The sequence below is a fragment of the Nocardia sp. NBC_00403 genome, from assembly GCF_036046055.1.
GTDB lineage: Bacteria > Actinomycetota > Actinomycetes > Mycobacteriales > Mycobacteriaceae > Nocardia.
The window spans coordinates 1,919,239-1,943,257 of sequence record NZ_CP107939.1; the positions used below are offsets into that span (position 1 = coordinate 1,919,239).

A 24,019-nucleotide genomic window follows, 5' to 3' on the forward strand; every position below is an offset into this window, starting at 1 on the left:
GCCGAGAGTTGTTAGCCCATCGTGCTCGATCACACAGTGTGCCTTGATGCGGGACTGCCGCTGGCGGCAGGACCGGCTCGCACGGCCGACATCGAGTGTCGCAGCGCTGCTTCAGCGCTTGCCGCCGAAGAGACTGCCGAGCACGTCCCGCAAAGGGCCACCTGCGTTCTTGGCCAGTGCCTCGCCGATCGCGCCGCCGATGCCGCCGCTCTTGCTGCTGCCGCCGAGCAGCCCGCCGAGCAGGTCGCCGATGGCACCGCCGCCTGTCTGTGTCTGCGGTGTGCCTGTGCCACCGCCGCCACCGGTCAGCTGCTTGGCCAGATAGGCGAGCACGATCGGGGCGAGCATCGGCAACAGTTTGGACACCAGGTCGTTGCCGCCCGTGCCCTCGGTAGCGCCGAGCGCGCTGATCACCGTGTTCTTCTCTGCACCGAAGACGTTGTCGACGATCTTCGAGCCGTCCGCGACGTCGACCTCATCGATATCGACCTGGCCCTCGCCTTCGACGAGGTCGCCGTGGTTGTCGAGCGCGCCGACCAGCGAGGCGGCGCCTTCCGGCTGGGTGGCATTGGCCTGCAATCCGCCGAGCAGCGTCGGCAGCGCCGCCTTGACCGCGTTGGTCGCGGTGCTCTGGTCGACGCCGAGCTTCTCGGCGATCTGGGCGATGGGTACCTGGGAGAGCAAATCATCGAAAGAAGTCATCAGATCCGCCTGTCGTCGAGGGTGTCCCGGATGTACAGGTACGCGCCCACAGTAGGGGAAAGCCCGCGGGCGGTGTGGTGTTGATGGCCGGAGCGGGCGCGTCGCCCATCGATGAGAAAGGTCGGGCGTCCGGTACGGAACCGGACGCCCGACAAGGTGCCCCCAGTAGGGCTCGAACCTACGACCTGCGGATTAAAAGTCCGTAGCTCTACCAACTGAGCTATAGGGGCGCGGAGGGACAGTGTAGTGGGCCTGGCGCGTATCCGGTAACCGGGGCGGCGGCGCGTCCCATGCCGCCGGGTGCGGCCGGTGCCTGCGCCGTGCCGGCCGCGCCGAGAGGCGGTGTGGCACGCGCCGAGAGGCGGTGTGGCAGCGGGTAACAAAGGGTGCGAGCGCGACGATGCTGCCGGTAAACATTTGGTACCCAGCTTTGTTCATTTCGCCGAGACATGGATATCATCGAAACATGTTGCCTACCAAAGTCTTTGGATTTGCGGGGGGCGCGGGGCCGAAGCTCGGGGGAGCGCGTCGTCGGCGCGAGCTGGTGCCGCGCGTCGAATGGACACGTCATCGGTCGGCCGGTCGACTCGGGTGAACGTGGCTGCGACGCTGTCGAATTCGGAAATCGAGCAGGCGACCCGAATTGATTGCGAGATGTTTGCCGTAACAGATAGTCGAGTCTGCCTGCAACCCTACTCTCCAGTTTGCCGCGTGTCGGATGACGATTCCGGGTACGGTGACGACTTGGTGAATGCCGGAAGAATCGCCGTCTTGCCCGGCGTTCCGGAATTCGGCCGATCGTTGTTGTGTTCGAACGTGTCGCGACCGGTATGGCCGATCGTGGCGAACTACGAATCGACGCCGGGGGAGGCAGATCCGAGACGAAGAAATACCCGGGTGCGCACCCCCTGCGGCGCACCCGGGCAGGAAAACTATACCAGCTGGTGTTTTTGAGGTTTTTCGCAAGTTTTCGTACCGAAAGTTTGAAACTGGGCGAAAACCCGGTTTGAAGTATTGATAAAACTCATAACTTCGCGCCAAGGGTCTGTTCCTTTGGGGGCATCGATTGGCGGCGATTAGGCTTCGGAGGCGTTTCGAGCATGGCACGGCAGCAAGAGCGGGCCCGCCGGACACGCGCGGCGATTATCAGGTCCGCCGCCGTTGAGTTCGGGAAGAGCGGCTATGCCGCTGCATCGCTCAACCGCATATTAGAAGGATCGCGCGCGACCAAGGGCGCCATGTACTTTCATTTCGATTCCAAGGAGGATCTGGCTCGCGCCGTACTGGAGACGGCGGTCGAGCGCTATCGCGCCTCGGCCGAACGTTGGCTCATCAGAACGGATCTCGGTGCGCTGGACATCCTGCACGGCATGATCGACGAGATGGCGCTGCGATTGGAGCACGACATCATCGTCCAGGCCGAGTACCGGTTGATCATCGAGCCCGACTTCTATCGGGACGTGCAAACCGGTGGTGGACGGATTCTCGGCCGCGCCACCAGGATGCTGACCATCCGTGCTGTCGAGCAAGGGCAGCTGCGCACCGACGCGGACCCGGATCGCTTCACCCGCACGCTGGCCGCCGCACTCGCGGGTCAGCGCTACATGGTGGACCTCTTCGGCGGCGGGTCGGATCTGCGCGCCAGGTTCCAGGAGGCGCTCGAGGTGATCGTCGAGGCCATGGCCACTCCAGAGTGGGCCGAGAAGTTCCGCAAGGATGGGTGGCAGGCTCGAGCTCGCCTAGAAGACCTCGGTTTAGGGCTGTGACCAGCCGGTTTGGAAAGCGCTACCGGTCTGTCATAAGCTAACCGAGCTCCCAACGGACACCCGTTGAAAGCCGGTCTGGAGGAATCCAGGACGAGCCCCCTTCGTCTAGCGGCCTAGGACGCCGCCCTTTCAAGGCGGTAGCGCGGGTTCGAATCCCGTAGGGGGTACGGTCTTCGGATCGTTGGTAGCACGCAAGGCCCTGTGGCGCAGTTGGTTAGCGCGCCGCCCTGTCACGGCGGAGGTCGCGGGTTCGAGTCCCGTCAGGGTCGCAAGATAAGTGCCGGAGCAATCCGGCACTTCGCGTATGGCATTCAATACGGGTGCCTGCGGCCAGGTAGCTCAGTTGGTACGAGCGTCCGCCTGAAAAGCGGAAGGTCGCCGGTTCGATCCCGGCCCTGGCCACCAAATCCCTCTGACCAGCTGGTCAGGGGGATTTTCGCGTTTCATACCTCCATTGTTCGGATCGGGATTTACGTCCGGCTCCCGGCTCAGGACACGTTTGGCCATCGGGCCCTCCGATGTGGTCACCTTCGTCCCAGGCCAACGGTTGTGTCGGGCTTTGCCCGAAATCTCGGATCGGCTGGGGGATCGGTGGGATGCTGGGGGTATGGCTGAGCGCTGGTATTACTGCCTGAAGCACAACCGGGCCGAGCAGGGGCGGCAGTGTTGGTTCCGGGATCGGATGGGGCCGTATCCGGATCAGGCCACCGCTGAGCGGGCGTTGGAGATTGTGCGTGCGCGCAATGAGCGTGAGGATGCGCGGGATCGGTCGTGGCGCGAAGGCGAATGAGGAAAACCGCGGCGCGGTGCACGTCGTTGTGACACGACGGGCGCCGCGCACAACCGGGTCAGACCATCGCGAAGTGCGTCTTGTCGTCGCCGACGGGCATCGTCTCGATGCTGGCCGAGTCGTTGACGACGACGGCGGTCCAGGAGCGAAATGGGTCCTTGTCGTCGTCCGGCACGCCGAGCAGCTCGCTGGAAGGTCGAGCAGTTTCGTTCGGGTGTGAACCAGAAAAAGCTTGGCGAGCGGACCGGCCGTGGTGCAGGCAACAGAATGTCGGTGCGCCCGAGGCATTTCCGGGCGACTGTTGCACAGGTATCTGGTTCGGCCCCGGAGGTGGGACGAAAGTTGACGGAACGTCGGGGAGTGCGCTCAGGTGCTGTTTAGGTCGATCAAGTACGGTTTCCTGAAATCAGACGAATGCTCGGGGTCCTGTCGTGGGCTCGGGGCTGACAGGTGAGCAGGGAGGGCGACCCTTGAGGGTTACCGTTGTTGTGCCGACCTACAACGAGCGGGAAAATCTGCCGGTTGCGGTGGAGCGGCTGACGGCGCTGCCAGTGCCCGACCTGCATGTGCTCGTGGTGGATGACAATTCGCCGGACGGGACAGGTGAGGTCGCCGACAAGTTGGCGGTCGAGCTGCCGAACGTCGTCGGCGTGCTGCATCGCACCGAGAAGGACGGATTGGGCCGGGCCTACATCGCCGGGATCACCCGGGCGCTGGACGAAGGTGCCGACGTGGTGATCCAGATGGACGCCGACCTATCCCATCCGGCCGAGGTGATTCCGGCCATGCTGGAGAAGCTGACCACCACCGATGCCGGCGTGGTTCTCGGATCGCGCTACGTGCCGGGCGGGTCGACCGCCGCGGAGTGGAAGTGGTATCGCAAGGCGCTCTCGTCGTGGGCCAATTTCTACGTGAACCTCATTCTGCGGCTCGGTGTGAAGGACGCCACCGCCGGTTTCAAGGCGTGGAAGGCGGATACGCTGCGCGCGATCGACGTCGCCTCGATCCGCAGCAACGGCTATTCGTTCCAGGTCGAGATGAACTATCGGACGATCAAACAGGGCATCACGATTGCCGAGGTGCCGATCCGTTTCGAGGAGCGCACCCTCGGCGCATCGAAGATGAGCCTCAAGGTGCAGCTGGAGTCGGCCCTGATGCCGTGGAAGCTGCTCTTCGGTCGCAAGGTGTAGCCGAACGCCCAGGGTCCCGCGTCGTACTCGAATGCGGGGCGCTGGGCTTTGTTCGACAACGCTCGTCTCGTTTTGCCCGAAAGCGCTAGTCCGCGTCCGGTTTCGGCCAGTTCAGCAGCGTGTCGAGGTAGAGCTGTCGTACCGACTCGACCTCGTCGTGCATATCGTCGGGATCCCAGCCGCTCACATCGATGGGCGCGAGGATCGCGACGTCGACCGTGCCCTTGCGCGCGACCATCGAATTGCGCCACGAGATTTCGCCCGCGTTGCGGATCACCACCGGGATCACCGGCACACCGGCCTGTAGCGCGATATGGAACGCGCCCTTCTTGAACGGCAGCGGGCTCGGTGTGTACGAGCGATGGCCTTCGGGGGCGACGGCGATGGATAGACCCGCGCGCAGCGTTTCCACCACCGGCGCCAGCGCGGCCTTCGCCTGCGCGGTATTCGAGCGATCGATGAATGTCACTCCGACGAAACGCATCAACGGCCCGAATATCGGATTACGGGTCAGTTCCTTCTTTCCGATGCCGGTGACGCCGCCCGCCAGGACCTTGGGCACGATGATGACGTCGAATTGGCTCTGGTGGTTGAAGAGAAATACCGCAGGCCGCGGTGTGCGCGCATGCTCCGCGCCGGAGACGCGGATTCGCACACCGATAGCCCCGAGGGTGCCGCGCGTCGCATAGGCCATCAGTCCATCGGCCATCTTTCTGCGCTGCCGTGTGTAGGACTTGGCGATCACGCCGAGGAAGGCGCCGCCGAGGAGTGCGGCGAATCCCGCGATCGTCCGGCCGTAGTCGGCCGGGCTCGGGGTCTGCCGTGGCCGGAACGTCAGCTTCGGCCAATCCTGTTCGGCGGCTACCACGCTGAGCCGTTTATCGGGATTCACCGCCACCGGATGGCCGACCAGCGACAGCAACGGCAGATCGGCGAGTGTGTCCGAATAGGCGTAGCTGCGGCCGAGGTCGACGCCTTTTGCGGCCGCGAAACTGCCGACCGCATCGGACTTGCCGTTGCGCCACAAGGTCTTTCCCTCGACGTAGCCGGTGAGGATGCCTTCACTGGTCGCCATCGGGGTGTACAACACGTGCTCGATGCCGAGTGCGGTGGCCGCGGGCGCTACCTGGAACCTGGTCAGCGAAGTGGCGAGCACCAGGGTGTGCCCGGCGGCCTCATGGGATCGGATGAGCTGCCATGCTTCGGGATACAGGCGCCCGTAGATGGATCGTTCGAAGAGACGTTGGCCGAGCGCGTCGAGTTCCGCCTCCGGCCGCCCCGCCAGCGCGTGCATGGACAGGTGCACGAACCGCCCGTACTCGCCGTCGGTGAGGCCGTTGCGAATGCCGCCGAGCAGCGTTGTTGCCGCTGTGGGCGCGTTCGGCCGGAAGACGCGCCGTAACAGCGAGGGCCGGGCGAACCCGTCCACGACGGTGCCGCCGAAGTCGAAGACAGCGGCGATTTCGGGTCCCTGCGGGCCCGACCGGATCGCGGCGATCGCCGCCTCGAGATCCGTTGGCGCAGTCTCGCTGTGCGCGATAGTCGCGCCTTCCTGCTGCGCCGTAGTGTTGTGCGCACCCATCACGGCTCCTGTACTAGTCGGTTCGACGGATCCAAGGTGGCGGCCTGGGAAATACGGTTGCCGATGGCGCGCAGTCGCTCGGCGAACTCGAGTCTGCGCTCGGTCAATTCGGCCCTGCGTTTGGCCGAATCCCGCCCGACCGGTGTCAGCAGCCCGTGGTTGTCCGCGAGTTTCAGCGCGCTGGTGAATAGTTCGGTTGATACCGATTCCGGGCTGTGCAGCCGCTGCTGCAGCATCATCTGTTTGCCGACCCGGACGCACTCGTCGATGAACAGCTTGCGGTCGATCTCCTCGGCGGGGTCACGGGCGGCAAGCCGTTCGGCCACCACCAGTTGCGCGTCGAAGAAGGAACGCAAGGTGCGGTGCGCCATCATGAATCCGGAGGCGGTGAGGGTGGCGAGCACATCGGTGCCGAAGGTGTCCTCGGTGGTGTGGGTGTGCCATTCCGGGTCGAGCACCAGCATTTCCGTGGTCATCTGTTCGGCGAACTCGGACCGTTCGGGGAAGAAGAAATCGAACTTCAGCAGGTCGCGCAGTCGGAACGCCTCGTCCCAGCCCGCCTTCAGCTGGTGCGGTGCTGGTGTGTCGAGCGCGGTCAGGATGGACAGTTCGAGGATCGCGCGGTTGATGAACCAGTGCACGGCGCTGTTGCGGTAGAACGCGGCTTCCAGGTGGGCGCCCGCCTCGATCGAGTAGACCGGTTCCAGCCCGCCGCGATAGACGGTGACAACCTTGGCCAGCGACAGCTGTTCCAGCACCACGGCGAGGCTCTGTTCGTCGCGCAGTGCGTCGAGCTCACCGCTGGGCAGCGCGCGCTTCTCGATGTAGTTCAGCACCGGATCGAGCACTGCGCGCACCTCGCCGCGGGTCAGCGCGCGTCCGTGCACACCGAGCAGTGCCAGGGTGGCCAGCGCGTTCACCGTGATCGGGGTGACGGCGTTGATGCCGACGGCGACCTCGAACGCCAGCCGCTGCACGGCCTTTCGCTCCCGTTCGGCGATCTCTTCCTCGGCGGCAGTGGAGCCCGGCCCATCCAGCGCCGAATCGGTGCTGTGTAGCGGAATGGACAGCAGTGGCGTGACGAGCGGATCGCCATACGCCGCAAGCCGGTCGCGCGCGGACAGCGGCTCGCCGAAGCTCACGTAGACGTGTCCGGCCGAATGTTGCTGGCTGCGAATGTAGCGCGCCAGCCAGGCCAGGCCCTCGGGCTTCTTCTGCCCGCCCGCCTGTTCGGTGGCGATGGCGCCGAGTTCGTTGAGCCGCTCATAGGTGATCGACACCGGCACCAGCATGACGTCGTCGATGCGATTCGAACGGACAGCGGCGGCAAGATAATTCAGTAGCCCGTAGCGCGGCGGTCGTAGCTTGCCGGTGCGGGTGCGGCCGCCCTCGAAGTACCACTCCAGGTTGAATCGCTTGGCGAGCAGGTAGGCGAAGTATTCCTCGACCACCGCCTTGTAGACCTCGTCGTCGCCGAAGCTGCGCCGGATGAAGACGGTGCCGGTGCGCCGGGCGATGGGGCCCATCGGCCAGAAGCTGAGGTTCGCGCCGCCGATCACATGGTTCGGCGGAAAATCATTGCGGGCCAGCACATCACCCAGCACGAATGCGTCGACGTAGGAGCGGTGCGAAGGTAGGAATACCAGCGGATAACGCCGGTTGAGGGTCCGCAGTCCGGCGAGCCCGGATTCCTCGGTGTGCACCTTCCAGGTAGAGGCGTGCACCGGCCGCATCGCCTGGGTGAACAGGTCCGAAACCAGCCTGCTCTGTGCGGCGACGAGTTCCTGCAGCCCCTTCTCGGCCCTGCGGTACACCTCGTGCGGGCTTGCGCCGATCTGGTCGGCGATGACGTCGAGCCGGTGCAGGAAGTCGGGAGAGTCGAGGATCTCCTCGGCCACCAGCCGCGGCACCTTGTACCGATCACCGATCACATTGCGTTCGGCGCGTTCCAGCACCACGAGCGCGGCGCGCACAATGGCGCGGGCGAACGGCTCTGCGGAGCCCGCGATGAACATCGCGGTGGCTTCGGGGTTATTGGCGCGCAACTCGCTGAGCAGCGCGGGCTGCCCGGTGAGCACGACGTGTCGGTCCGGCGACTTGCCGATCAATCTGCGCTGGGCAAGCCAGTGCGGCTTGCGCGGATTGCTCAGCAGCGCCAGGTCGGCGAAGGTGACACGGCGGACCCCGTCGCGTTCGGGGGGCAGCCACAGCACCCGCACGGGGACAACGAGTGGATCGTCGCTGCGGCCGGCCAGCCGGGTGGCGATGGCATCGGCGTCCAAGTCCAATTGGGTGACGGGTGCGTGCACGCCGAATTCCTTGGCGATGCCGTCGTCGGTGAGCCAGGCGCCGACGAGCTCGCGTTCGACTCTGGAGCTCGCGTCGACGAGGGCCACCACCGATCCGGGGGTCGTTGCTCGCTGAGCCTGCGCGGGTGAGTCCCCGCGGTGATCAATCATGACCAGATCCCTCCGCAACTGACGATCCCCCTATTCAAGCCCGCCACGGCATTCCGCGCAGGAACTCCGGCTCGCGAGTTCGCCGTGTGTCGGCTGTCGGGCCCGTTGGGCACCGCCCTGACCTTTGCCGGTCCGAGCGCGGCTTCGGTCCGACCGCGTCCGGTGCGCCCATTAGGCTGCGCGCATGGACTGGGCATTGCGCGCATGCGGCTGGCACGGCCACTACACCTACGCGCCGGACGAGCCCGAACTACGGGATCGGCTGCGCGTCGGTACGGTCGCCGGGGAAGCGTGGCGGTGCCTGCGGTGCGGCACCTTCGTGCCGGGCGACCCAGTCGGCTCCGGGCCTGCCGATCACGCGCCGGAGGTGCCGCGCGGCAGATTGCTGCGGGACCGCTGGCTGATGCGTGCGCTGGCGATCGAGCGGTTGCTGCGTGGTCTGCTCCTGGTAGCGGCCGCGGTGGTCGTCTTCAAATTCCGCTCCTCCCACGAGACCATGCGGGCGGCATTCGATCAGGATCTGCCGCTGTTGCGGCCGTTCGCCGATCAGATCGGCTGGGACATCGACCGATCCAAGCTCGTACGGCTGGCCGGCGAGGCGTTCGACCTGTCGAACAACACCTTGCTGTGGATCGGGTTCGGCATCCTCGCGTATGCGGGTTTGCAGGTGCTGGAGGCGGTCGGGTTGTGGCTGGTCAAACGCTGGGGTGAGTACTTCGCGGTCGTCGCGACGAGTCTGTTCCTGCCCTTGGAGGTCTACGAGCTGACCGAGAAGATCACCGCGTTGCGGATCGGTGCGCTGGTGGTCAATATCGCGGCGGTGGTGTGGTTGGTCTACAGCAAGCGGTTGTTCGGGCTGCGTGGGGGCGGTGCGGCGTATCACGCCGAGCACAGTGCGGAGAGCCTGTTGAGTGTCGAACGGGCGGCGGTTGCTGTGGCTGTCGGCACACTTCCGGTCTAGTCAGGTAATGCTAACCTTACTTCTCAAAGTTAGGTCAGCATTATCTTTGGAGGATCGTTGTCGACCACGGAGCGCTTGCGCCTGGAGTACGTGACCGATCCGGCGGCAGCGATGTCCCGGCTGGCCGCCGCCGATCGGTTCGGCGAGTACGTCATGTACGAGCGCCTGGGGGAATGGGTCTTCGCGGCCGATCCGCTCGGCAGTGTGGAACTGGACGCGCACGAGCTGCGTGTGGTGTGGGAGGGACGGACCACCGCCAGTGTGTGGGACGGCAGCCCCGCGAGCGTCATCGACCGCGCGCTGGGCGCGCTGCCGCTCGGCGGCCGCCAGGCATACGGCTGGATCGGATTCGAATTCTGTGCGTGGGCGCTGGAGGCCACCGCGCATCTGCATCCGCGGACGGCCCTTGCGCACCTGATGATTCCGCGCATCGAGGTGGCGATCGGCGAATTCGGCGTGCGCATCTCGGGTGCCACCCCGGCCGAGACCTGCGATATCCACGATCTCATCGCGGCCTCGCAGGAGAGCGAACTACCGCAGGCGCATCCGGCGGACGTCCGCCTGGATCCCACCGGATATCGCGATCGAGTCGCCGAGGCGGTCGGCGAAATCCGTTCTGGCCGTTACCAGAAGGTCATTTTGTCCAGGAAGGTCGAGCTGCCTTTCGTGGTCGACGTGCCCGCCACCTACCGGCTCGGTCGCGCCAACAACACCCCGGCCCGCTCGTTCCTGTTGCGGCTCGGCGGACTCGAGGCGGCGGGCTTCAGCCCGGAACTGGTCGCTTCGGTGGACCAGGATCGGGTGGTCACCACCGAACCGCTGGCCGGCACCCGCGCCTTCGGGCGTGGCCGCGATGCCGACATGGCGGCCAGGGCCGATCTGATCACCGACCCGAAAGAAATTGTCGAGCACGCTATTTCGGTGCAGACCTCGTTCAAGGAGATCACCTCCGTCGCCGATCCCGGGACGCCCGTGGTCTCGGACTTCATGGCGGTTCGCGAGCGCGGCAGCGTCCAGCACCTCGCCTCCACGGTGCGCGGCAGGCTCGCCGCCGACCGCTCCAGCTGGGATGCGCTCGAGGTGCTGTTCCCCTCGGTTACCGCGTCCGGCATTCCGAAGCGTGAGGGCGTCGACTCCGTATTCCGCCTCGACGGCGCACCTCGTGGACTGTATTCCGGTGCGGTGGTGACGATTTCCCCGACCGGTGCCATGGAGGCCACGCTGGTCCTGCGGGCGGTTTACCAGAACACCGAGGGTGCGTGGCTGCGTGCGGGCGCCGGCGTCGTCGGCCAGTCGCTGCCCGAGCGCGAGTTCGAGGAGACCTGCGAAAAGCTGGGCAGTATCGCCCCGTATGTGGTGAAGGCCTAGCAGTCGGATCCGCTGCGAAGAGGCCGGGCCGTCGGAAACTCGGCCGGGCCTCTTGCGTTCGCCGTCAGGCTTCGGCGCGCAGCGCTTTCTTGTCGATCTTGCCGACAGCGGTGAGGGGCAGGGAGTCGACCTGCCGCAGGAGGTCGGGGAGTTTGTAGGTGGCCAGACCGCGGTCGGTGAGGAAGGTCTTGACCTCGGCCAGGGTCGGCATGGCGGCGTCGACCACCAGTACGGCGCAGACCTTTTCGCCGAGGGCGGCGTCGGGCAGGCCGACCGCAGCGGCGTGCCGAACGGCGGGGTGGGCGAGCAGGTGTTCTTCCAACTCGTCGCAGGAGATGTTCTCCCCGCCGCGGTTGATGACGTCCTTGATGCGGCCGGAGACGATCAGGTGGCCGGTGGGGAGGCGCCGGACCAGATCTCCGCTGCGGTAGTAGCCGTCAGGGGTGAAAGCGCGGGCATTGTGCTCGGGGGCGCGGTAGTAACCGCGAATGGTGTAGGGGCCCTTGGTGAGCAGCTCGCCTTCGGCGCCGGGAGCGACGTCGTTGCCGTCGGCATCCACCACGCGGACCTCGTCGGCAGCAGAGAGCGGGCGACCCTGGGTGGTGCATACGGTGTCGGCGGAATCGTCGAGACGGGTGTAGTTGAGCAGGCCCTCGGCCATGCCGAACACCTGTTGCAACCGCACCCCGAGGGCGGGCTCGACATCGCGGGCGTTCACCTCGGCCAGCCGGGCGCCGCCGACCTGGAGCAGCCGCAGCGATCCGAGATCGGCCTCCTCCCATTCGGTTGCCGCGCACCATAACTGGGCCAGCGGCGGAACCACGGCCGTGACCGTGACCCGGTGCCTTTCGATCACGGCGAACGCATTTTCCGGACTCGGATCGGTGAGGAAGGCGATCGCGCCGCCCACCCCGATGGTGCCGAGGATGCCGGGGCAGGCCAACGGGAAATTGTGTGCCGCGGGCAGCGTCGCGAGGTAGACGTCCGCCTCGGTCAGTTCGCACACCTCGGCGCTCGCGGTGGCGTTGTAGACATAGTCGTCGTGGGTGCGGGCGATCAGCTTCGGCAGGCCCGTCGTGCCCCCGGAGACCAGCATCAGCGCGATATCGCTCGGATCGATGGTCGGCAGCGAATCACCTTCGCGCGGAACAGAATTCAGCTCGGTAAAGGTTCCTGGATTGCCCAGCACCAGCACCTGCCGCACAGTCGGGACGGACTGCTGGACGGTCGCCGCGAGGTCCCGGTAGTCGAAGTCGCCGAGGCGGTCGGCGATGAGATAGGCGACCGCACCGGAAAGGCGGGCCAGGTGTTCGATCTCGGCGCGGCGGTGCGCAGGCAACGTGAGCACCGGGATGATCCCCGCACGGAGCAGCCCGAACAGCACGGTCGCGAACTCCGGCACGTTCGGCAATTGCACGACGACTCGATCGCCCGGCGTAATCCCCAGCGCCAGCAGCCCGTGCGCCATGCGGTCGGCATCGGCATCGAGTTGCGCGTAGCTGCGCCCGACGTCGCCATCGAGCAGTGCGGTGCGATCCGGATGTTGTCGCGCCGTGGCACGCAGCAGATCATCGAGTGGGCGACCGGTCCAGTAGCCCGCCGCACGGAATGCGTCGGAGTCGGCCGCGGGGAAGGGTACGTAGCCGTCGTCGCCGGTGCCGTTTCGAGCGACGTGCAAGCGGTCGCTAGCGGTGGGTGTCGAAGTCACGGTCGGCCTCACAAGTGGGAGCGCAGCAGATACGCACTGCCGGATCGGGGTCTCTGAACATAGGTTAGGCAACCCTATATCAACGGCTCGGCAATCGCCCTCCCGTGTCGATCCGTCGAACGACGGTGGTCGAGTAACGGCAGCGACAGCAACGTGGGCGCGTGGGGCCGTGCGCACGCCGAATTCACCTCCTATCGGACTAGACTCGCCCACATGGGTGGCTGGGACACATCGAACATTCGCGATCAGGGTGGCCGGACGTTCATCGTCACCGGCGCGAACAGCGGGCTCGGCGCCGTGACGGCGCGAGCGTTGGCCGGTGCGGGGGCCGAGGTAGTGCTGGCCTGTCGCAATGTGGCCAAGGGGGAGCAGGTTGCGAGCGAGATCGGAGCGCGTGCGCAGGTACGCAAGCTCGACCTCGCCGATCTGGCCTCGGTGCGGGAGTTCGCCGATTCGGTGGACAAGACCGACGTGCTGATCAATAACGCCGGTGTGATGGCGGTGCCGCTGGGCCGGACCGCCGACGGTTTCGAAATGCAGGTCGGCACAAACCATCTCGGCCACTTCGCGCTGACCGGTCTACTCCTGGACAAGATTTCCGATCGAGTGGTCACGGTATCCAGTGGTGCGCACCGCACCGGCAAGATCGATCTGGATGATCTGAACTGGGAGCACCGCAAGTACCAGCGCTGGCCCGCATACGGCCAGGCGAAGCTGGCCAACCTGATGTTCGCCAATGAGCTGCACCGCAGGCTGACCGCAGCGGGCTCGCCGAAGATCTCGGTTGCCGCGCACCCCGGCTACGCCGCGACCGAGCTGCAATCGCACACCGAATCGGTTCAGGACACGATCATGGCCTACGGCAACCGGCTGCTGGCGCAGAGTGCCGAGATGGGTGCGCTGCCAGAGCTTTTCGCGGCCACCGAGAAGATCGAGCCGGGCGCGTTCTACGGGCCGGACGGCTGGCTCGGCCTGCGCGGCTACCCCGCCCGCTCCAGCTCCAGCGCGGCGTCGAAGGATGCCGAAGTCGCGCGTGGGCTGTGGGAGCTGTCGGAGAAACTGACCGGCGTCACCTACAACTTCGGCAAGTAGCCTACGGCTTCGGGAAGTAAACGGCGGCCGGATGTCCCTGCATACGGGACGTCCGGCCGAATCCGTTCGGGGCGAGGCTCAGCTCAGGATGTGCAGGTCGTAGAAGAGCTGGTAGCGGTTCGGTTCGTCCGGCAGGAACCAGTGGAATCCCTCGAGCAGGAACACCGCGACGAGATTGATCGCCAGCACGATACCGAGGAACCACAGCGCGATGCGCCCGACCATGCGGTGCGGTGTGGCGGGGATGGCCGGTGCGGCGGTTTCGTGCGAAAACGACAGCACGACACCGATAGTCGCGATCGCGGCAACGAACAGGATCCACGCCCAGACGTACAGGTGCAGACCGAGCATCGGGTCGCCGTAGCCGGGATCGCCGGGCAGGATGTGCAGCATCGTCTGCCACCAGGTCGCGAATCCGCCTGCGACACAACCGACTATGGTCAGGCCCCAGCCCTTGGTGTAGTCGTGGGCCTCGATCGTCCCGTTCATGCCCTCGCGCACAATGGACGCGGCGCCCAAGGCGGCAAGCGCCATGAACATGCGCTGCACGATGCACAGCGGGCACTGGTACTCCCACGCACCGAACTGGCACGCGAGCCCGCCGCAGATGACGCCGGTCCAGCCGATCACGAAAATTACCGCGAGCCAGTATTGGATCTGGCCGAGGGCCCTTCGCGTGGTCGATGGCCGGATCGTCGTCATCAGTAGCTCAATCCGAGTCCGAGACTGTTGGTGATGTGATGCACGAGCAGCAGTACCGTCGCGAGCAGCAGCACCCACCACGCGCCGACCACGACCCGTCGGGAGCGTTGCTGGAACAGGGCGACCATGGCCGCCAGCAAACCGCCGAAGATGAGCGTGTCCATGGCAGAACGGTACTAGTTTCCGGCTCTCACCAGCCAAGATAGTGTGTTGACACGCCGCGAGGGCGGGTCGTTCGACGCGCCGGACAGTGCGCTGCGCCCGCGGGCTGCGCAGCGACTGTATCGGTCTGGGTCCGTCGTGCACGGCCTCGAACGGTCTCCGGTACCAAGGCCTGCGAAGCAAGTCGGAGCGCTCACCGTCGGCAGCCGGGCGATGCGGCTCGCCCCGGCTCCGGGGCGTAGTCGATGACGGCAGAGTCGAGTGGTCCAGTTCACATTCGAGCCGGTGTCACACATCGATTCGCTGTGTCGTCCTCACTGTGAAGCCATCGAATAGAAAAGGAAGTAATCTCATGGACGCTCGGATGAATCTCTACGCCAACCCGGTCGCCGCCAGCTTCACCAAGCGACTCACCATGGCGGGCAAGGTCATCGGTGATTCCGCGCTGCCTGCCGCCACCTACGAGCTCGTCAAGATTCGGGCCAGTCAGATCAATGGCTGTGGTTACTGCACCGACATGCACACCAAGGACGCAGCGCACGCAGGTGAAACCTCCGTGCGGCTCAACCTTGTTGCCGCGTGGCACGAGTCGACGGTGTTCACCGAGGCGGAGCGGGCCGCGCTGGCGCTCACCGAGGAGGCCACTCGCATCGGCGACGGCCGCAGCGTCAGCGACGAGGTTTGGAACCAGGTGCGCAAGCACTACGACGAGGACCAGACCGCCGCGCTCATCGCCGCCATCGCGATGATCAACGCCTGGAACCGGATGAATGTCATCGCCCGCACACCCGCGGGCAGCTATGAGCCCGGCCAGTGGGGGTGAGCGGCATCTCGGCACCAGCGCCGAGCCGAACGTCGCGATCGGTAGCAGCAAGCTGCCGATCGTGACGTTCGGCTCATTCGGCGCGACCGCGCGGCGCCGTGCGTTCACTGGTTGGTACCTGCCTGGTACAGTCGCCGACGTGCAGCGCGTGTATTTCTGGTTTAGCGAGCCGGCCCCGGGTGGGTCGGTCTGCGGCAACCTCCTGCGCTGACCAACTTTCCACCCCGAGCCGGATGACGACCGGCTCGACGGGTTTCCGTCAGTGAGTCGGCCTGACGTAAAGGAACCCACAACGATGACTACTGCTGCCGATGTCGATGCGCGGCATTCCGATCTCGATGATCAACGCACCCTCAGCGTGAGCCCATTGCGCTCACCGGCCGAGGTGCGTCGGGTGCATCCGATCACCGATCAGCTCGCCGACACCGTGCGTGCCGGCCGCAAGGCCACCGTCGACGTGCTCAATGGCGACGACGATCGCCTGATGGTGATCGTCGGTCCGTGTTCGGTGCACGATCCCGCCGCGGCGCTGGATTACGCGCGCCGCCTCGCCGCCAAGGCCGCCGAACTCGACGATCGGCTGCACGTGGTGATGCGGGTGTACTTCGAGAAGCCGCGCACCACTCTCGGCTGGAAGGGGCTGATCAACGATCCGCACCTGGACGGCTCCTTCGATGTCAACACCGGTCTCGGTTTCGGCCGCAAGCTGCTGGTCGACATCACCGCGCTCGGCCTGCCGGTGGCGTGCGAGTTCCTCGACCCGATCACCCCGCAGTACATCTCGGACCTGGTGTCCTACGGCGCCATCGGCGCGCGCACCGCGGCCAGCCAGGTGCACCGCCAGCTCAGCAGCGCGCTGTCCATGCCGGTCGGCATCAAGAACGGCACTGACGGCGATGTACAGGTGGCCGTCGACGGTGTGCGCGCCGCGGCCGCCAGCCACGTGTTCCCCGGCACCGACCTCGACGGGCGCGCCGCACTCATCCGCACCTCCGGCAACCCCGACTGCCATGTGATCCTGCGTGGCGGCAGTTCCGGCCCGAACTACGATGCCGCCTCGGTCGCCGAATCGTGCATCCGGCTGGAGAAGGCCGCGCTGCCGCAGCGGATCGTGGTGGACGCCAGCCACGGCAACAGCAACAAGGACCACAACAAGCAGGTCGATGTGGTCACCGATATCGCGAAGCGACTGGCCGCAGGTGAGCCGGGCGTTGTCGGTGTGATGCTGGAGAGCTTCCTTGTCGCAGGCCGCCAGGACCTGACCCTCGGCCACGCCGACGAGCTGACCTACGGCCAGTCCATCACCGACGCCTGCCTGGACTGGGAGACCACCGCCCGTCAGCTCGACCACCTGGCCGCCGCGGTCGCGCAGCGACGGGATAGCTGAGGCCGCACTGCCTTCGGTGCACGCTGCGACGCCTCGGCTGATACCACCCGGGCTCGGTGAAAGCCGAGCAACTCGCTCGGTGCGAGCCGGGACCAGCGGTGGAGCTGAGGTGAAAGCCGGGCCGAGTGTGGATCTCGGCTGTGGCAGTGGGTCGCCGCATGGACAACGGTCGAGAACCGGTGCGGCTGTTCGGCTATCGCGGTGTGGCAATGATGCCGAGCAGGTCTCCGGTGAACACGACCTCGATGTCGAAGGTGGCCGCTGTCAGGTAGTCGGTGAGGTGACCAGGGGCCGGCTTCGGGCTCGTCGACACGGCGGCGTCCGGCCGGCCGTAGCCATAGAACAGGCAGAGCTTGCCGTTCTCGGCGAGGCAGTCGCGGACGAGGGCGAGTTCCGCCGTCGGCCTCTTGGTCCAGAACACGTTCACATTGACGGCGAAGATGATGTCGAATCCCGCCGCGTCCGGGCCGATCTCGTCGAGCAATTGCTTCTTGCGCAGTTGCTCGAGCCCGGCCTGCACCAGCCTGACCCGTCCTGAATCGATGTGCACGGCATGGCGTTTCGCGGCGCGGGCGATCGCGGTCGGGGAGCGATCGACGCCGACGACCCGCCCGTCGCGCAGTCGCTCGGCGAGATAACCGAGCGAATCGCTCGACCCCGGCCCGATTTCGAGGATGTAATCGTCCGGGCGCACCAGCATGGTTTCGATGATCCATCGAAACCGTTCGTCAGCCGCCATCACAGCAATCTAGGAGGTCGCGGCCGCGGGTGGGCCCGATTTGCGGGGGAGCCGTATCGACCCGCGGCCGATCGACGGATCAGACGCCCTGCGGCCAGCCGTCCGCATAACCCGGTGGATCGGTGGCGAGGCGGGCGGCAAGCCAGCTGTCGCGGCGGACACCGCGCTGCAGGCGGCCGAGCCTGGCCAGGCCCTCATAGCGAAAACCATTGCGGCGGACCACCGCCGCCGAGGGATGGTTGCCGACGAAGGCGTGCCAGGCGATACGAGCAAGGGCCATGCCGTCGGGGTCGAAACCGAAGTCACACACCAGCGTGATCGCGCGCGACATCAATCCGCGTTCGCGGTGTTCGGGCACGAGCCAGAAGCCGATCTCGTGCGCCGACTCGTCGACGGCTCGCAGCGCGATCATCCCGATGACCGGGCCGTCGGCCTGCAGTCGAAGCGCCCAGGTCGGGTTGTTCGCCGCCCAGCCCCGCGTCACGAACTCGTCGAGGAACTGCTCGGCGTGCTCCCGGTGGTACGGCACCGGAATCGTCACCCATGCGGCGAGGGACGGATCCTGGCAGCATTCGACGATGGTGTCGATATCGGCCGCAGTCGGCGGCGACAACCACACCGTTTCGTCGGACAGTAGGCGTTCCTCCATCCGAGCATGATGTCATGCGGGCAAGCCCGGAATCATCCGGATTTCGCATGACCGGACGCATGCCGTGGTAATCGGGCCGTGGTGTAGACCGTAGAATCGGGTCGATGGTTGCCGCTCTTCTCGCCGACTTGTTCGAATCGCATCGGGCACATTTGCTTTCTGTCGGGTACCGCCTGACGGGCAGCGTCGGCGATGCCGAGGACGCCGTGCAGGAGAGCTTCCTGCGGCTGGCGGGTGCGCACCAATCCGAGATCGAGGATCTACGCGCCTGGCTGACCACGGTAGTGAGCCGAATCTGTGTGGACCGCTTGCGCAGTGCCGCGGTGCGCAGGGAAAGCTATGTGGGGCAATGGCTGCCGGAACCGGTGGTGACCGCTATCACGCCATCCAGCACACCCGACCCATTGGACGCGGTGGTCCGCAAGCAGGAGTACCGCTTCGCGGCCATGGTCGTGCTGGACACACTGACGCCGCCGCAGCGAGTGGCATTCGTTCTGCACGACGGTCTTTCGGTGCCGTTCGATGAGATCGCCGACATCCTCGGGGTCTCCGCGGACGCAGCGCGGCAGCTGGCCGTGCGTGCCCGCAAGGCCGTGGCGCACACCCCGCCTGCGGTGCCGGACGACGAACACGACGCCGCGGTGCAGCGGCTGCTGACCGCCTTGAGTTCCGCCGATATCAGTGCGGTAACCGCTGCGCTGCATCCGGATTCGACAATGATCGGCGATGCCAACGGCACCACCGCAACCGCGATCAACGTGGTCGGCGGCGCCGACCGGATCGCTCGCTTCCTACTCGGTCTTGCCCGCAAGTACGGGCTGGACGGCTCGACCGACACCCCGTCGGTCGAGCTCGAATTCGCCGTGGTCAATGGGCAACTGGGTCTTGTGGTTCGGTGGTCGGTGGCGGGAGATTGGCCAAGCACCCATCGGACCAGGATCATGGGCTTCACGGTTCGCGACGGATTGGTCTGGGGCGCTTACGATATCGCCAATCCCGACAAGCTGTCGGGAGTTCATCTCGGGTGAAGTGACGCCAGGTCTGGCCCTCATCGCCTGGCCTGGCGCCACTTGTTTTATCGCCCGCTGGTTACGGTGTCGACGAACCGTTGAACCAGTTGCCCGTCGACGAACCGCTGAACCAGTTCCCGGTGGATGACCCGAGGCCGCCGCTGCCGGTCGATGATCCGAGCCCGAGGTCGGGTGTCGAGAAGCCCAGGAATGAGTCTCCGATCAGCAGATGCGCGATGTTGCGAAGCAGACCCAGCACTGATCCGGCGACCTCCGACGCGGCCGGATGCAGTAATAGGTCGAGGTACGAGGCCATAATCGCCCCTTTCGAGATTCGCCGTGCGGCGAGATGTGAGGTAGAACACGGCGAGGCTAGCCGCCATCGGGATAACGCACAACCATGCAGGTAGAGCGCCCAAATGAGAAGTGAAACATAGCCATTCGCTATCTAATGGCAACAATAGCGACCGCTGGGCTACTCTCCGGATATGCCCACGCGTCCCGCCACTGTCGCCCGCTTGCGCCCCTTCGCCTCGACGATCTTCGCCGAGATGACCGAGCTCGCTATCCGCCACGATGCGGTCAATCTCGGCCAGGGCTTTCCCGATACCGACGGCCCGGCCGGGATGCTCGAGGTCGCGCGGCGGGCCATCGCCGACGGCCTCAATCAGTACCCGCCGGGGCGTGGCATGCCGGTGCTGCGTCGCGCCGTTGCCGACGATCGCGCCCGCCGCTACGGCACCCAGTACGACCCGGACACCCAGGTGCTGGTTACCGTCGGCGCGACCGAGGCGATCAGCGCCTCGATGCTGGGCCTGGTCGAGCCGGGCCAGGAAGTCGTGCTGATCGAGCCCTATTACGACTCCTACGCAGCCGCGGTGGCCTTGGCCGGTGCGACGCGGCGGACGGCTCGGCTGGTGCCCGACGGTGACCGCTTCGCCCTCGACCTGGACAGCCTGCGCGCCGCCATCACGCCCGCCACCCGGATGCTGGTGGTGAATTCACCACACAACCCGACCGGAACCATTCTCGGCCGCGCCGATCTCACGGCGATCGCCGACCTCGCCTGTGCGCACGACCTGCTGGTGCTCACCGACGAGGTGTACGAACACCTCGTCTACGACGGCGCCGAGCACATCAGCATCGCCACGCTGCCCGGGATGGCCGAGCGCACCATCGTGGTGTCCAGCGCGGCAAAGACTTTCAGCGTCACCGGATGGAAGACCGGCTGGGCGTGCGGTCCGGCGAATCTCATCGATGGTGTGCTCGCCGCCAAGCAGTTCATGACGTTTGTGGCCGGTGGTCCGTTCCAGCCCGCTGTCGCGCACGCTTTGAACAATGAACTCGGCTGGGTGGCCGGCCTGCGAGACACTTTGTCGGACAAGCGCCTCCGGCTCTCGGCCGCGCTCGCGGACACCGGGTTCGAGGTGAAGGCCAGTGCGGGCGGCTACTTCGTCTGCGCCGACATCACCCCGATGGGGGCCTCCGATGGGCTTGCCTTCTGCCGGGAGCTGCCGGAGCGGATCGGCGTTGCCGCGGTGCCGGTCAGCGTGTTCGCCGATGACACCGAGGCATGGAATCGGCTGGTGCGCTTCACCTTCTGCAAACGGGACGAGATACTGGACGAGGGTGTCCGGCGGCTGCGTGCAGGCGTGCGCGTGAGCTGAGGCGGCTGTCAGCGCAATGTTCCGTCCGGGCGCATGGTGTGCCTGGCCAGCGGCGCGCGCCACCGGTAGCGGCGCGCGAGCAACCGGACCGCAATGGCGATCAGTGCCGCGAGGAAACCCGTCCAGGCCCGGTAGGCGTCGAAATGCAGAAGTACCGCTGTGGTCGCCGCGCCGAAAAGAGCAGGCACCGCGTACAGCTCCTGATCCGGCCGCAGCACGCTCGGCACCTGCCCGCAGAGTACGTCCCTGATCACGCCACCCCCGATGGCGGTGACCATACCGAGCAGCGCCGCGGTCGGGGCGCCGGTGCCTTGGGAATAGGCGACGACGGTGCCGGTGACGCAGAACAGGCCGAGCCCGACCGCGTCGGCGATCTCGAGCGGGCCGCGGGTCAGCCGGCTGGTCGGATGCCGGAAGAACAGGACGAGCGCGGTCAGCAAGGATGCGCTGAGGTAGGTCAGGTCGGTGAATGCCGAGGGCGGTGTGCGTCCGATGAGCAGGTCGCGGATGACACCGCCACCGAGCGCGGTGCTACAGGCCAGCACCGCCATGCCGAAGATATCGAGGTTCTTGCGCACCGCGAGCAGCGCACCGGAGGTCGCGAAGGCGATCACGCCGAGCAACTCGCCGATCCGTTGTGCGGCATTGACCGCCGAGTCGAACTGTGTCGCCATGATGTCGAGTTCGGCGCCCATGAATCCATTCCCTTTCCGAGTGCACTCTGCTCGAGCAGAGTTGCACGACGGGGGAGCTGTGAGATCCGCGACACCCTGGTTACCGGTGCCGGATGGGGTCACCGGCGCGATCAGGCCGGGGTCGGCCGTGCGCGGTCGGTCGCGAGCAGCACCGCGATGGCGCCGAGCATCGAGCCCATCACGTATCGCTGTACGCGCAGCCACAGCGGCCTGCCGGTCAGGAAGGTCGAGATGCCGCCCGCGCCGAGCACGATCAGGCAGTTCACCGCCAGCGCGACCGTGATCTGCACCATGCCGAGGCACAGACTCTGCAGCCACACCTGCCCGTGGTCGGGCACCACGAACTGCGGAATCAACGCCATGTACATGATCGCGATCTTGGGGTTGAGCAGATTGGTGACCATGCCCATGGCGAACAGCCGCCGCGTCGGATCGGCGGGCAGTGTCGTCGGTGCGAACACCGAGGTGCCGCCGGGGCGCAGCGCCTGCCAGGCCAGCCACAAGAGATAGCCCGCGCCCGCCACCTTCACCGCCAGGTACAACCCGGGGACCACCGCGAACACCGCGGTGATGCCGGCGGTCGCGGCCGCCAGATACACCGCGAAGCCGGCTGCCACCCCGCCCAGCGACACCAATCCGGCCCGGCGTCCCTGCGAGACGGTGCGCGAGACCAGGTACATCATGTTCGGGCCCGGAGTGAGCACCATGCCGAGCGCCGCCGCCGCCACGCCGATCATCGCTGCCGTCTCGATCATGGTTCCGATCGTCGCCGATGGACCCGGCCCTCGTCTCGGTCCAGTTCGATGTCGCTGGACATGTGACCCGGACCGTTCCGCCCGCTGGGCTGTCGGTGGGTTCAGGGAGAATGGTCCGGAGCCAAACTAGGAGGCACCGTGACCGACGGTCCGCTGATCGTTCAGAGTGACAAGACGCTGCTGCTGGAGGTCGACCACGAGTTGGCCGATGCGGCGCGGCAGTCCATCGCGCCGTTCGCGGAGTTGGAGCGGGCGCCGGAGCACGTGCACACCTATCGGGTGACGCCGTTGGCGCTGTGGAATGCGCGGGCCGCCGGGCACGACGCCGAGCAGGTGGTGGACGCGCTCGTGAGTTTCTCGCGGTATGCGGTGCCGCAGCCGCTACTGGTGGACATCGTCGACACCATGGCCAGGTACGGGCGGTTGCAATTGGTGAAGCACCCGGCACACGGGCTGGTCCTGATCAGCCTGGATCGGGCGGTGCTCGAGGAAGTGCTGCGGCACAAGAAGATCGCGCCGATGCTCGGCGCCCGCCTCGACGACGACACGGTGGTGGTGCATCCCTCGGAGCGCGGGCGGATCAAGCAGATGCTGCTGAAGATCGGCTGGCCGGCGGAGGATCTGGCCGGCTATGTCGACGGCGAGGCCCATCAGATCGACCTGGACTACACCGGCGGCGCCTGGCACCTGCGCGACTACCAGGAGATGGCAGCCGATTCCTTCTGGGCCGGCGGCTCCGGTGTCGTGGTGCTGCCCTGTGGCGCGGGCAAGACGATGGTCGGTGCTGCGGCGATGGCCAAAGCGAAGGCGACAACGCTGATCCTCGTCACCAACACCGTGGCAGGCAGGCAATGGCGCAGGGAACTGCTCGCGCGGACCTCGCTGACCGAGGACGAGATCGGCGAGTACTCCGGTGAACGCAAGGAGGTCAGGCCGGTCACCATCGCGACCTATCAGGTGATCACCCGCCGCACCAAGGGCGAGTACAAGCATCTCGAGCTGTTCGACAGCCGCGATTGGGGCCTGGTCATCTACGACGAGGTGCACCTGCTGCCCGCTCCGGTCTTCCGGATGACCGCCGACCTGCAGTCGCGCCGCCGGCTCGGCCTGACCGCGACCCTGGTGCGCGAGGACGGTCGTGAGGGCGACGTGTTCTCACTGATCGGTCCGAAGCGCTACGACGCCCCCTGGAAGGACATCGAAGCGCAGGGCTGGATCGCCCCGGCCGACTGCGTGGAGGTCAGGGTGACGCTGACCGACGCCGAACGGATGTCCTATGCCACCGCGGAGCCGGAGGAGCGCTACAAGCTGTGCTCGACCGCTCGCACGAAAATTGCTGTGGTCGAGTCGATCCTGGCCAATCACAAGGACGCGCCGACGTTGGTGATCGGCGCGTACTTGGATCAGCTCGACGAATTGGGCGTCGCATTGAATGCGCCGGTGATCCAGGGGTCGACGAAAACCAAAGAGCGCGAAGAGCTTTTCGAGGCATTCCGGCGCGGCGACATCCCTGTTCTCGTGGTGAGCAAGGTCGCAAATTTCTCCATCGATCTGCCGGAAGCATCAGTAGCGGTGCAGGTTTCGGGAACGTTCGGCTCGCGTCAGGAAGAAGCCCAGCGGCTCGGCCGACTGCTGCGACCGAAACAGGATGGTGGCCAAGCCCACTTCTATTCGGTCGTCGCGCGTGACACGTTGGACGCCGAATACGCCGCGCATCGCCAGCGTTTTCTCGCCGAACAGGGGTACGCCTATCGCATTATGGATGCCGATGACTTGCTGGGGCCGGCCATCGGTTAAGTGGAGACGAAATCT

The 24,019-nt window shown here is 66.1% G+C and carries 22 protein-coding genes and 4 tRNA genes; 14 read left to right on the forward strand and 12 right to left on the reverse strand.

What is annotated here, in order from left to right; genetic code table 11:
* Positions 1-111: 111 nt before the first annotated feature.
* Both OHQ90_RS08425 and OHQ90_RS08430 read right to left on the reverse strand, forming a co-directional pair.
* Positions 112-702: a DUF937 domain-containing protein gene (locus OHQ90_RS08425; RefSeq protein WP_328408846.1), complete on the reverse strand. Its 591-nt coding sequence runs from the start codon at positions 700-702 to the stop codon at positions 112-114.
* A gap of 157 nt (positions 703-859) precedes the next feature.
* Positions 860-932: transfer RNA gene (locus OHQ90_RS08430), tRNA-Lys, on the reverse strand.
* 870 nt (positions 933-1,802) lie between these two features.
* Here OHQ90_RS08430 and OHQ90_RS08435 point away from each other — a divergent pair.
* From OHQ90_RS08435 to OHQ90_RS08460, 6 genes are all read left to right on the forward strand, one after another.
* Positions 1,803-2,468 carry a TetR family transcriptional regulator gene (locus OHQ90_RS08435; protein WP_328408848.1) on the forward strand — a complete coding sequence of 222 codons (666 nt, stop codon included), beginning with the start codon at positions 1,803-1,805 and terminating at the stop codon, positions 2,466-2,468.
* 94 nt (positions 2,469-2,562) lie between these two features.
* Positions 2,563-2,635: transfer RNA gene (locus tag OHQ90_RS08440), tRNA-Glu, on the forward strand.
* 28 nt (positions 2,636-2,663) lie between these two features.
* Positions 2,664-2,737 (forward strand) — tRNA-Asp (locus OHQ90_RS08445).
* Between the two features lie 59 nt (positions 2,738-2,796).
* A tRNA-Phe gene (locus tag OHQ90_RS08450) sits at positions 2,797-2,873 on the forward strand.
* Positions 2,874-3,075: 202 nt separating this feature from the next.
* Positions 3,076-3,258 (forward strand): hypothetical protein, encoded by a 183-nt coding sequence (locus tag OHQ90_RS08455; RefSeq protein ID WP_328408850.1) that lies wholly within the window; start codon positions 3,076-3,078, stop codon positions 3,256-3,258.
* A 488-nt stretch (positions 3,259-3,746) separates the two neighbouring features.
* Positions 3,747-4,448 (forward strand): polyprenol monophosphomannose synthase, encoded by a 702-nt coding sequence (locus OHQ90_RS08460; RefSeq protein ID WP_328412712.1) that lies wholly within the window; start codon positions 3,747-3,749, stop codon positions 4,446-4,448.
* Between the two features lie 85 nt (positions 4,449-4,533).
* On the opposite strand, the gene OHQ90_RS08465 is transcribed toward OHQ90_RS08460, so the two are convergent.
* Both OHQ90_RS08465 and OHQ90_RS08470 read right to left on the reverse strand, forming a co-directional pair.
* Positions 4,534-6,030 carry an HAD-IB family hydrolase gene (locus OHQ90_RS08465; RefSeq protein WP_328408852.1) on the reverse strand — a complete coding sequence of 499 codons (1,497 nt, stop codon included), beginning with the start codon at positions 6,028-6,030 and terminating at the stop codon, positions 4,534-4,536.
* Positions 6,030-8,489 carry a glycerol-3-phosphate 1-O-acyltransferase gene (locus OHQ90_RS08470; RefSeq protein WP_328408854.1) on the reverse strand — a complete coding sequence of 820 codons (2,460 nt, stop codon included), beginning with the start codon at positions 8,487-8,489 and terminating at the stop codon, positions 6,030-6,032. The genes OHQ90_RS08465 and OHQ90_RS08470 overlap by 1 nt, the downstream gene beginning before the upstream one ends.
* Before the next feature lie 184 nt (positions 8,490-8,673).
* Here OHQ90_RS08470 and OHQ90_RS08475 point away from each other — a divergent pair, with 184 nt between their 5' ends.
* Positions 8,674-9,450, forward strand: a complete 777-nt coding sequence (locus OHQ90_RS08475) for a DUF2127 domain-containing protein (protein ID WP_328408856.1) — start codon at positions 8,674-8,676, stop codon at positions 9,448-9,450.
* 57 nt (positions 9,451-9,507) lie between these two features.
* Positions 9,508-10,818, forward strand: coding sequence for a nocobactin biosynthesis salicylate synthase NbtS (nbtS, locus tag OHQ90_RS08480; protein WP_328408858.1), 1,311 nt, complete (start codon positions 9,508-9,510; stop codon positions 10,816-10,818).
* 64 nt (positions 10,819-10,882) lie between these two features.
* Here nbtS and OHQ90_RS08485 read toward each other — a convergent pair whose 3' ends face one another.
* Positions 10,883-12,526 (reverse strand): (2,3-dihydroxybenzoyl)adenylate synthase, encoded by a 1,644-nt coding sequence (locus OHQ90_RS08485; protein ID WP_442941350.1) that lies wholly within the window; start codon positions 12,524-12,526, stop codon positions 10,883-10,885.
* A 213-nt stretch (positions 12,527-12,739) separates the two neighbouring features.
* On the opposite strand from OHQ90_RS08485, the gene OHQ90_RS08490 reads away from it, so the two are divergent.
* On the forward strand, positions 12,740-13,618 hold the full coding sequence (locus OHQ90_RS08490) for an oxidoreductase (RefSeq protein ID WP_328408860.1): 879 nt from the start codon (positions 12,740-12,742) through the stop codon (positions 13,616-13,618).
* Positions 13,619-13,696: 78 nt separating this feature from the next.
* Here the strand turns inward: OHQ90_RS08490 and OHQ90_RS08495 are convergent, their stop codons facing one another.
* Entirely contained in the window at positions 13,697-14,320 is a 624-nt protein-coding gene (locus tag OHQ90_RS08495; RefSeq protein ID WP_328408862.1) for a disulfide bond formation protein B, read from the reverse strand.
* Positions 14,320-14,484: a DUF5993 family protein gene (locus OHQ90_RS08500; RefSeq protein WP_328408864.1), complete on the reverse strand. Its 165-nt coding sequence runs from the start codon at positions 14,482-14,484 to the stop codon at positions 14,320-14,322. The genes OHQ90_RS08495 and OHQ90_RS08500 overlap by 1 nt, the downstream gene beginning before the upstream one ends.
* 350 nt (positions 14,485-14,834) lie before the next feature.
* On the opposite strand from OHQ90_RS08500, the gene OHQ90_RS08505 reads away from it, so the two are divergent.
* Both OHQ90_RS08505 and OHQ90_RS08510 read left to right on the forward strand, forming a co-directional pair.
* A complete protein-coding gene (locus tag OHQ90_RS08505; protein WP_328408866.1) occupies positions 14,835-15,305 on the forward strand; it encodes a carboxymuconolactone decarboxylase family protein in 471 nt (156 codons plus the stop codon).
* 295 nt (positions 15,306-15,600) lie between these two features.
* A complete protein-coding gene (locus tag OHQ90_RS08510; RefSeq protein WP_328408867.1) occupies positions 15,601-16,692 on the forward strand; it encodes a 3-deoxy-7-phosphoheptulonate synthase in 1,092 nt (363 codons plus the stop codon).
* Between the two features lie 193 nt (positions 16,693-16,885).
* Here the strand turns inward: OHQ90_RS08510 and OHQ90_RS08515 are convergent, their stop codons facing one another.
* A complete protein-coding gene (locus tag OHQ90_RS08515) occupies positions 16,886-17,431 on the reverse strand; it encodes a class I SAM-dependent methyltransferase (protein WP_328408869.1) in 546 nt (181 codons plus the stop codon).
* A 79-nt stretch (positions 17,432-17,510) separates the two neighbouring features.
* On the reverse strand, positions 17,511-18,080 hold the full coding sequence (locus OHQ90_RS08520) for a GNAT family N-acetyltransferase (RefSeq protein WP_328408871.1): 570 nt from the start codon (positions 18,078-18,080) through the stop codon (positions 17,511-17,513).
* A gap of 104 nt (positions 18,081-18,184) precedes the next feature.
* Between OHQ90_RS08520 and OHQ90_RS08525 the strand changes: the two genes are divergently transcribed.
* Complete coding sequence (locus OHQ90_RS08525; RefSeq protein WP_328408873.1) at positions 18,185-19,108, forward strand: sigma-70 family RNA polymerase sigma factor; 924 nt, start codon at positions 18,185-18,187, stop codon at positions 19,106-19,108.
* 61 nt (positions 19,109-19,169) lie between these two features.
* Here the strand turns inward: OHQ90_RS08525 and OHQ90_RS08530 are convergent, their stop codons facing one another.
* A complete protein-coding gene (locus OHQ90_RS08530; protein ID WP_328408875.1) occupies positions 19,170-19,406 on the reverse strand; it encodes a hypothetical protein in 237 nt (78 codons plus the stop codon).
* Positions 19,407-19,578: 172 nt separating this feature from the next.
* Here OHQ90_RS08530 and OHQ90_RS08535 point away from each other — a divergent pair, with 172 nt between their 5' ends.
* Entirely contained in the window at positions 19,579-20,757 is a 1,179-nt protein-coding gene (locus OHQ90_RS08535; protein WP_328408877.1) for a pyridoxal phosphate-dependent aminotransferase, read from the forward strand.
* Positions 20,758-20,765: 8 nt separating this feature from the next.
* Here OHQ90_RS08535 and OHQ90_RS08540 read toward each other — a convergent pair whose 3' ends face one another.
* Positions 20,766-21,452, reverse strand: coding sequence for a trimeric intracellular cation channel family protein (locus tag OHQ90_RS08540; RefSeq protein WP_328408879.1), 687 nt, complete (start codon positions 21,450-21,452; stop codon positions 20,766-20,768).
* 110 nt (positions 21,453-21,562) lie between these two features.
* Complete coding sequence (locus tag OHQ90_RS08545; protein WP_328408881.1) at positions 21,563-22,207, reverse strand: LysE family translocator; 645 nt, start codon at positions 22,205-22,207, stop codon at positions 21,563-21,565.
* A gap of 138 nt (positions 22,208-22,345) precedes the next feature.
* On the opposite strand from OHQ90_RS08545, the gene OHQ90_RS08550 reads away from it, so the two are divergent.
* Positions 22,346-24,004, forward strand: a complete 1,659-nt coding sequence (locus tag OHQ90_RS08550) for a DNA repair helicase XPB (protein ID WP_328408883.1) — start codon at positions 22,346-22,348, stop codon at positions 24,002-24,004.
* The last annotated feature ends 15 nt before the right edge of the window (positions 24,005-24,019 follow it).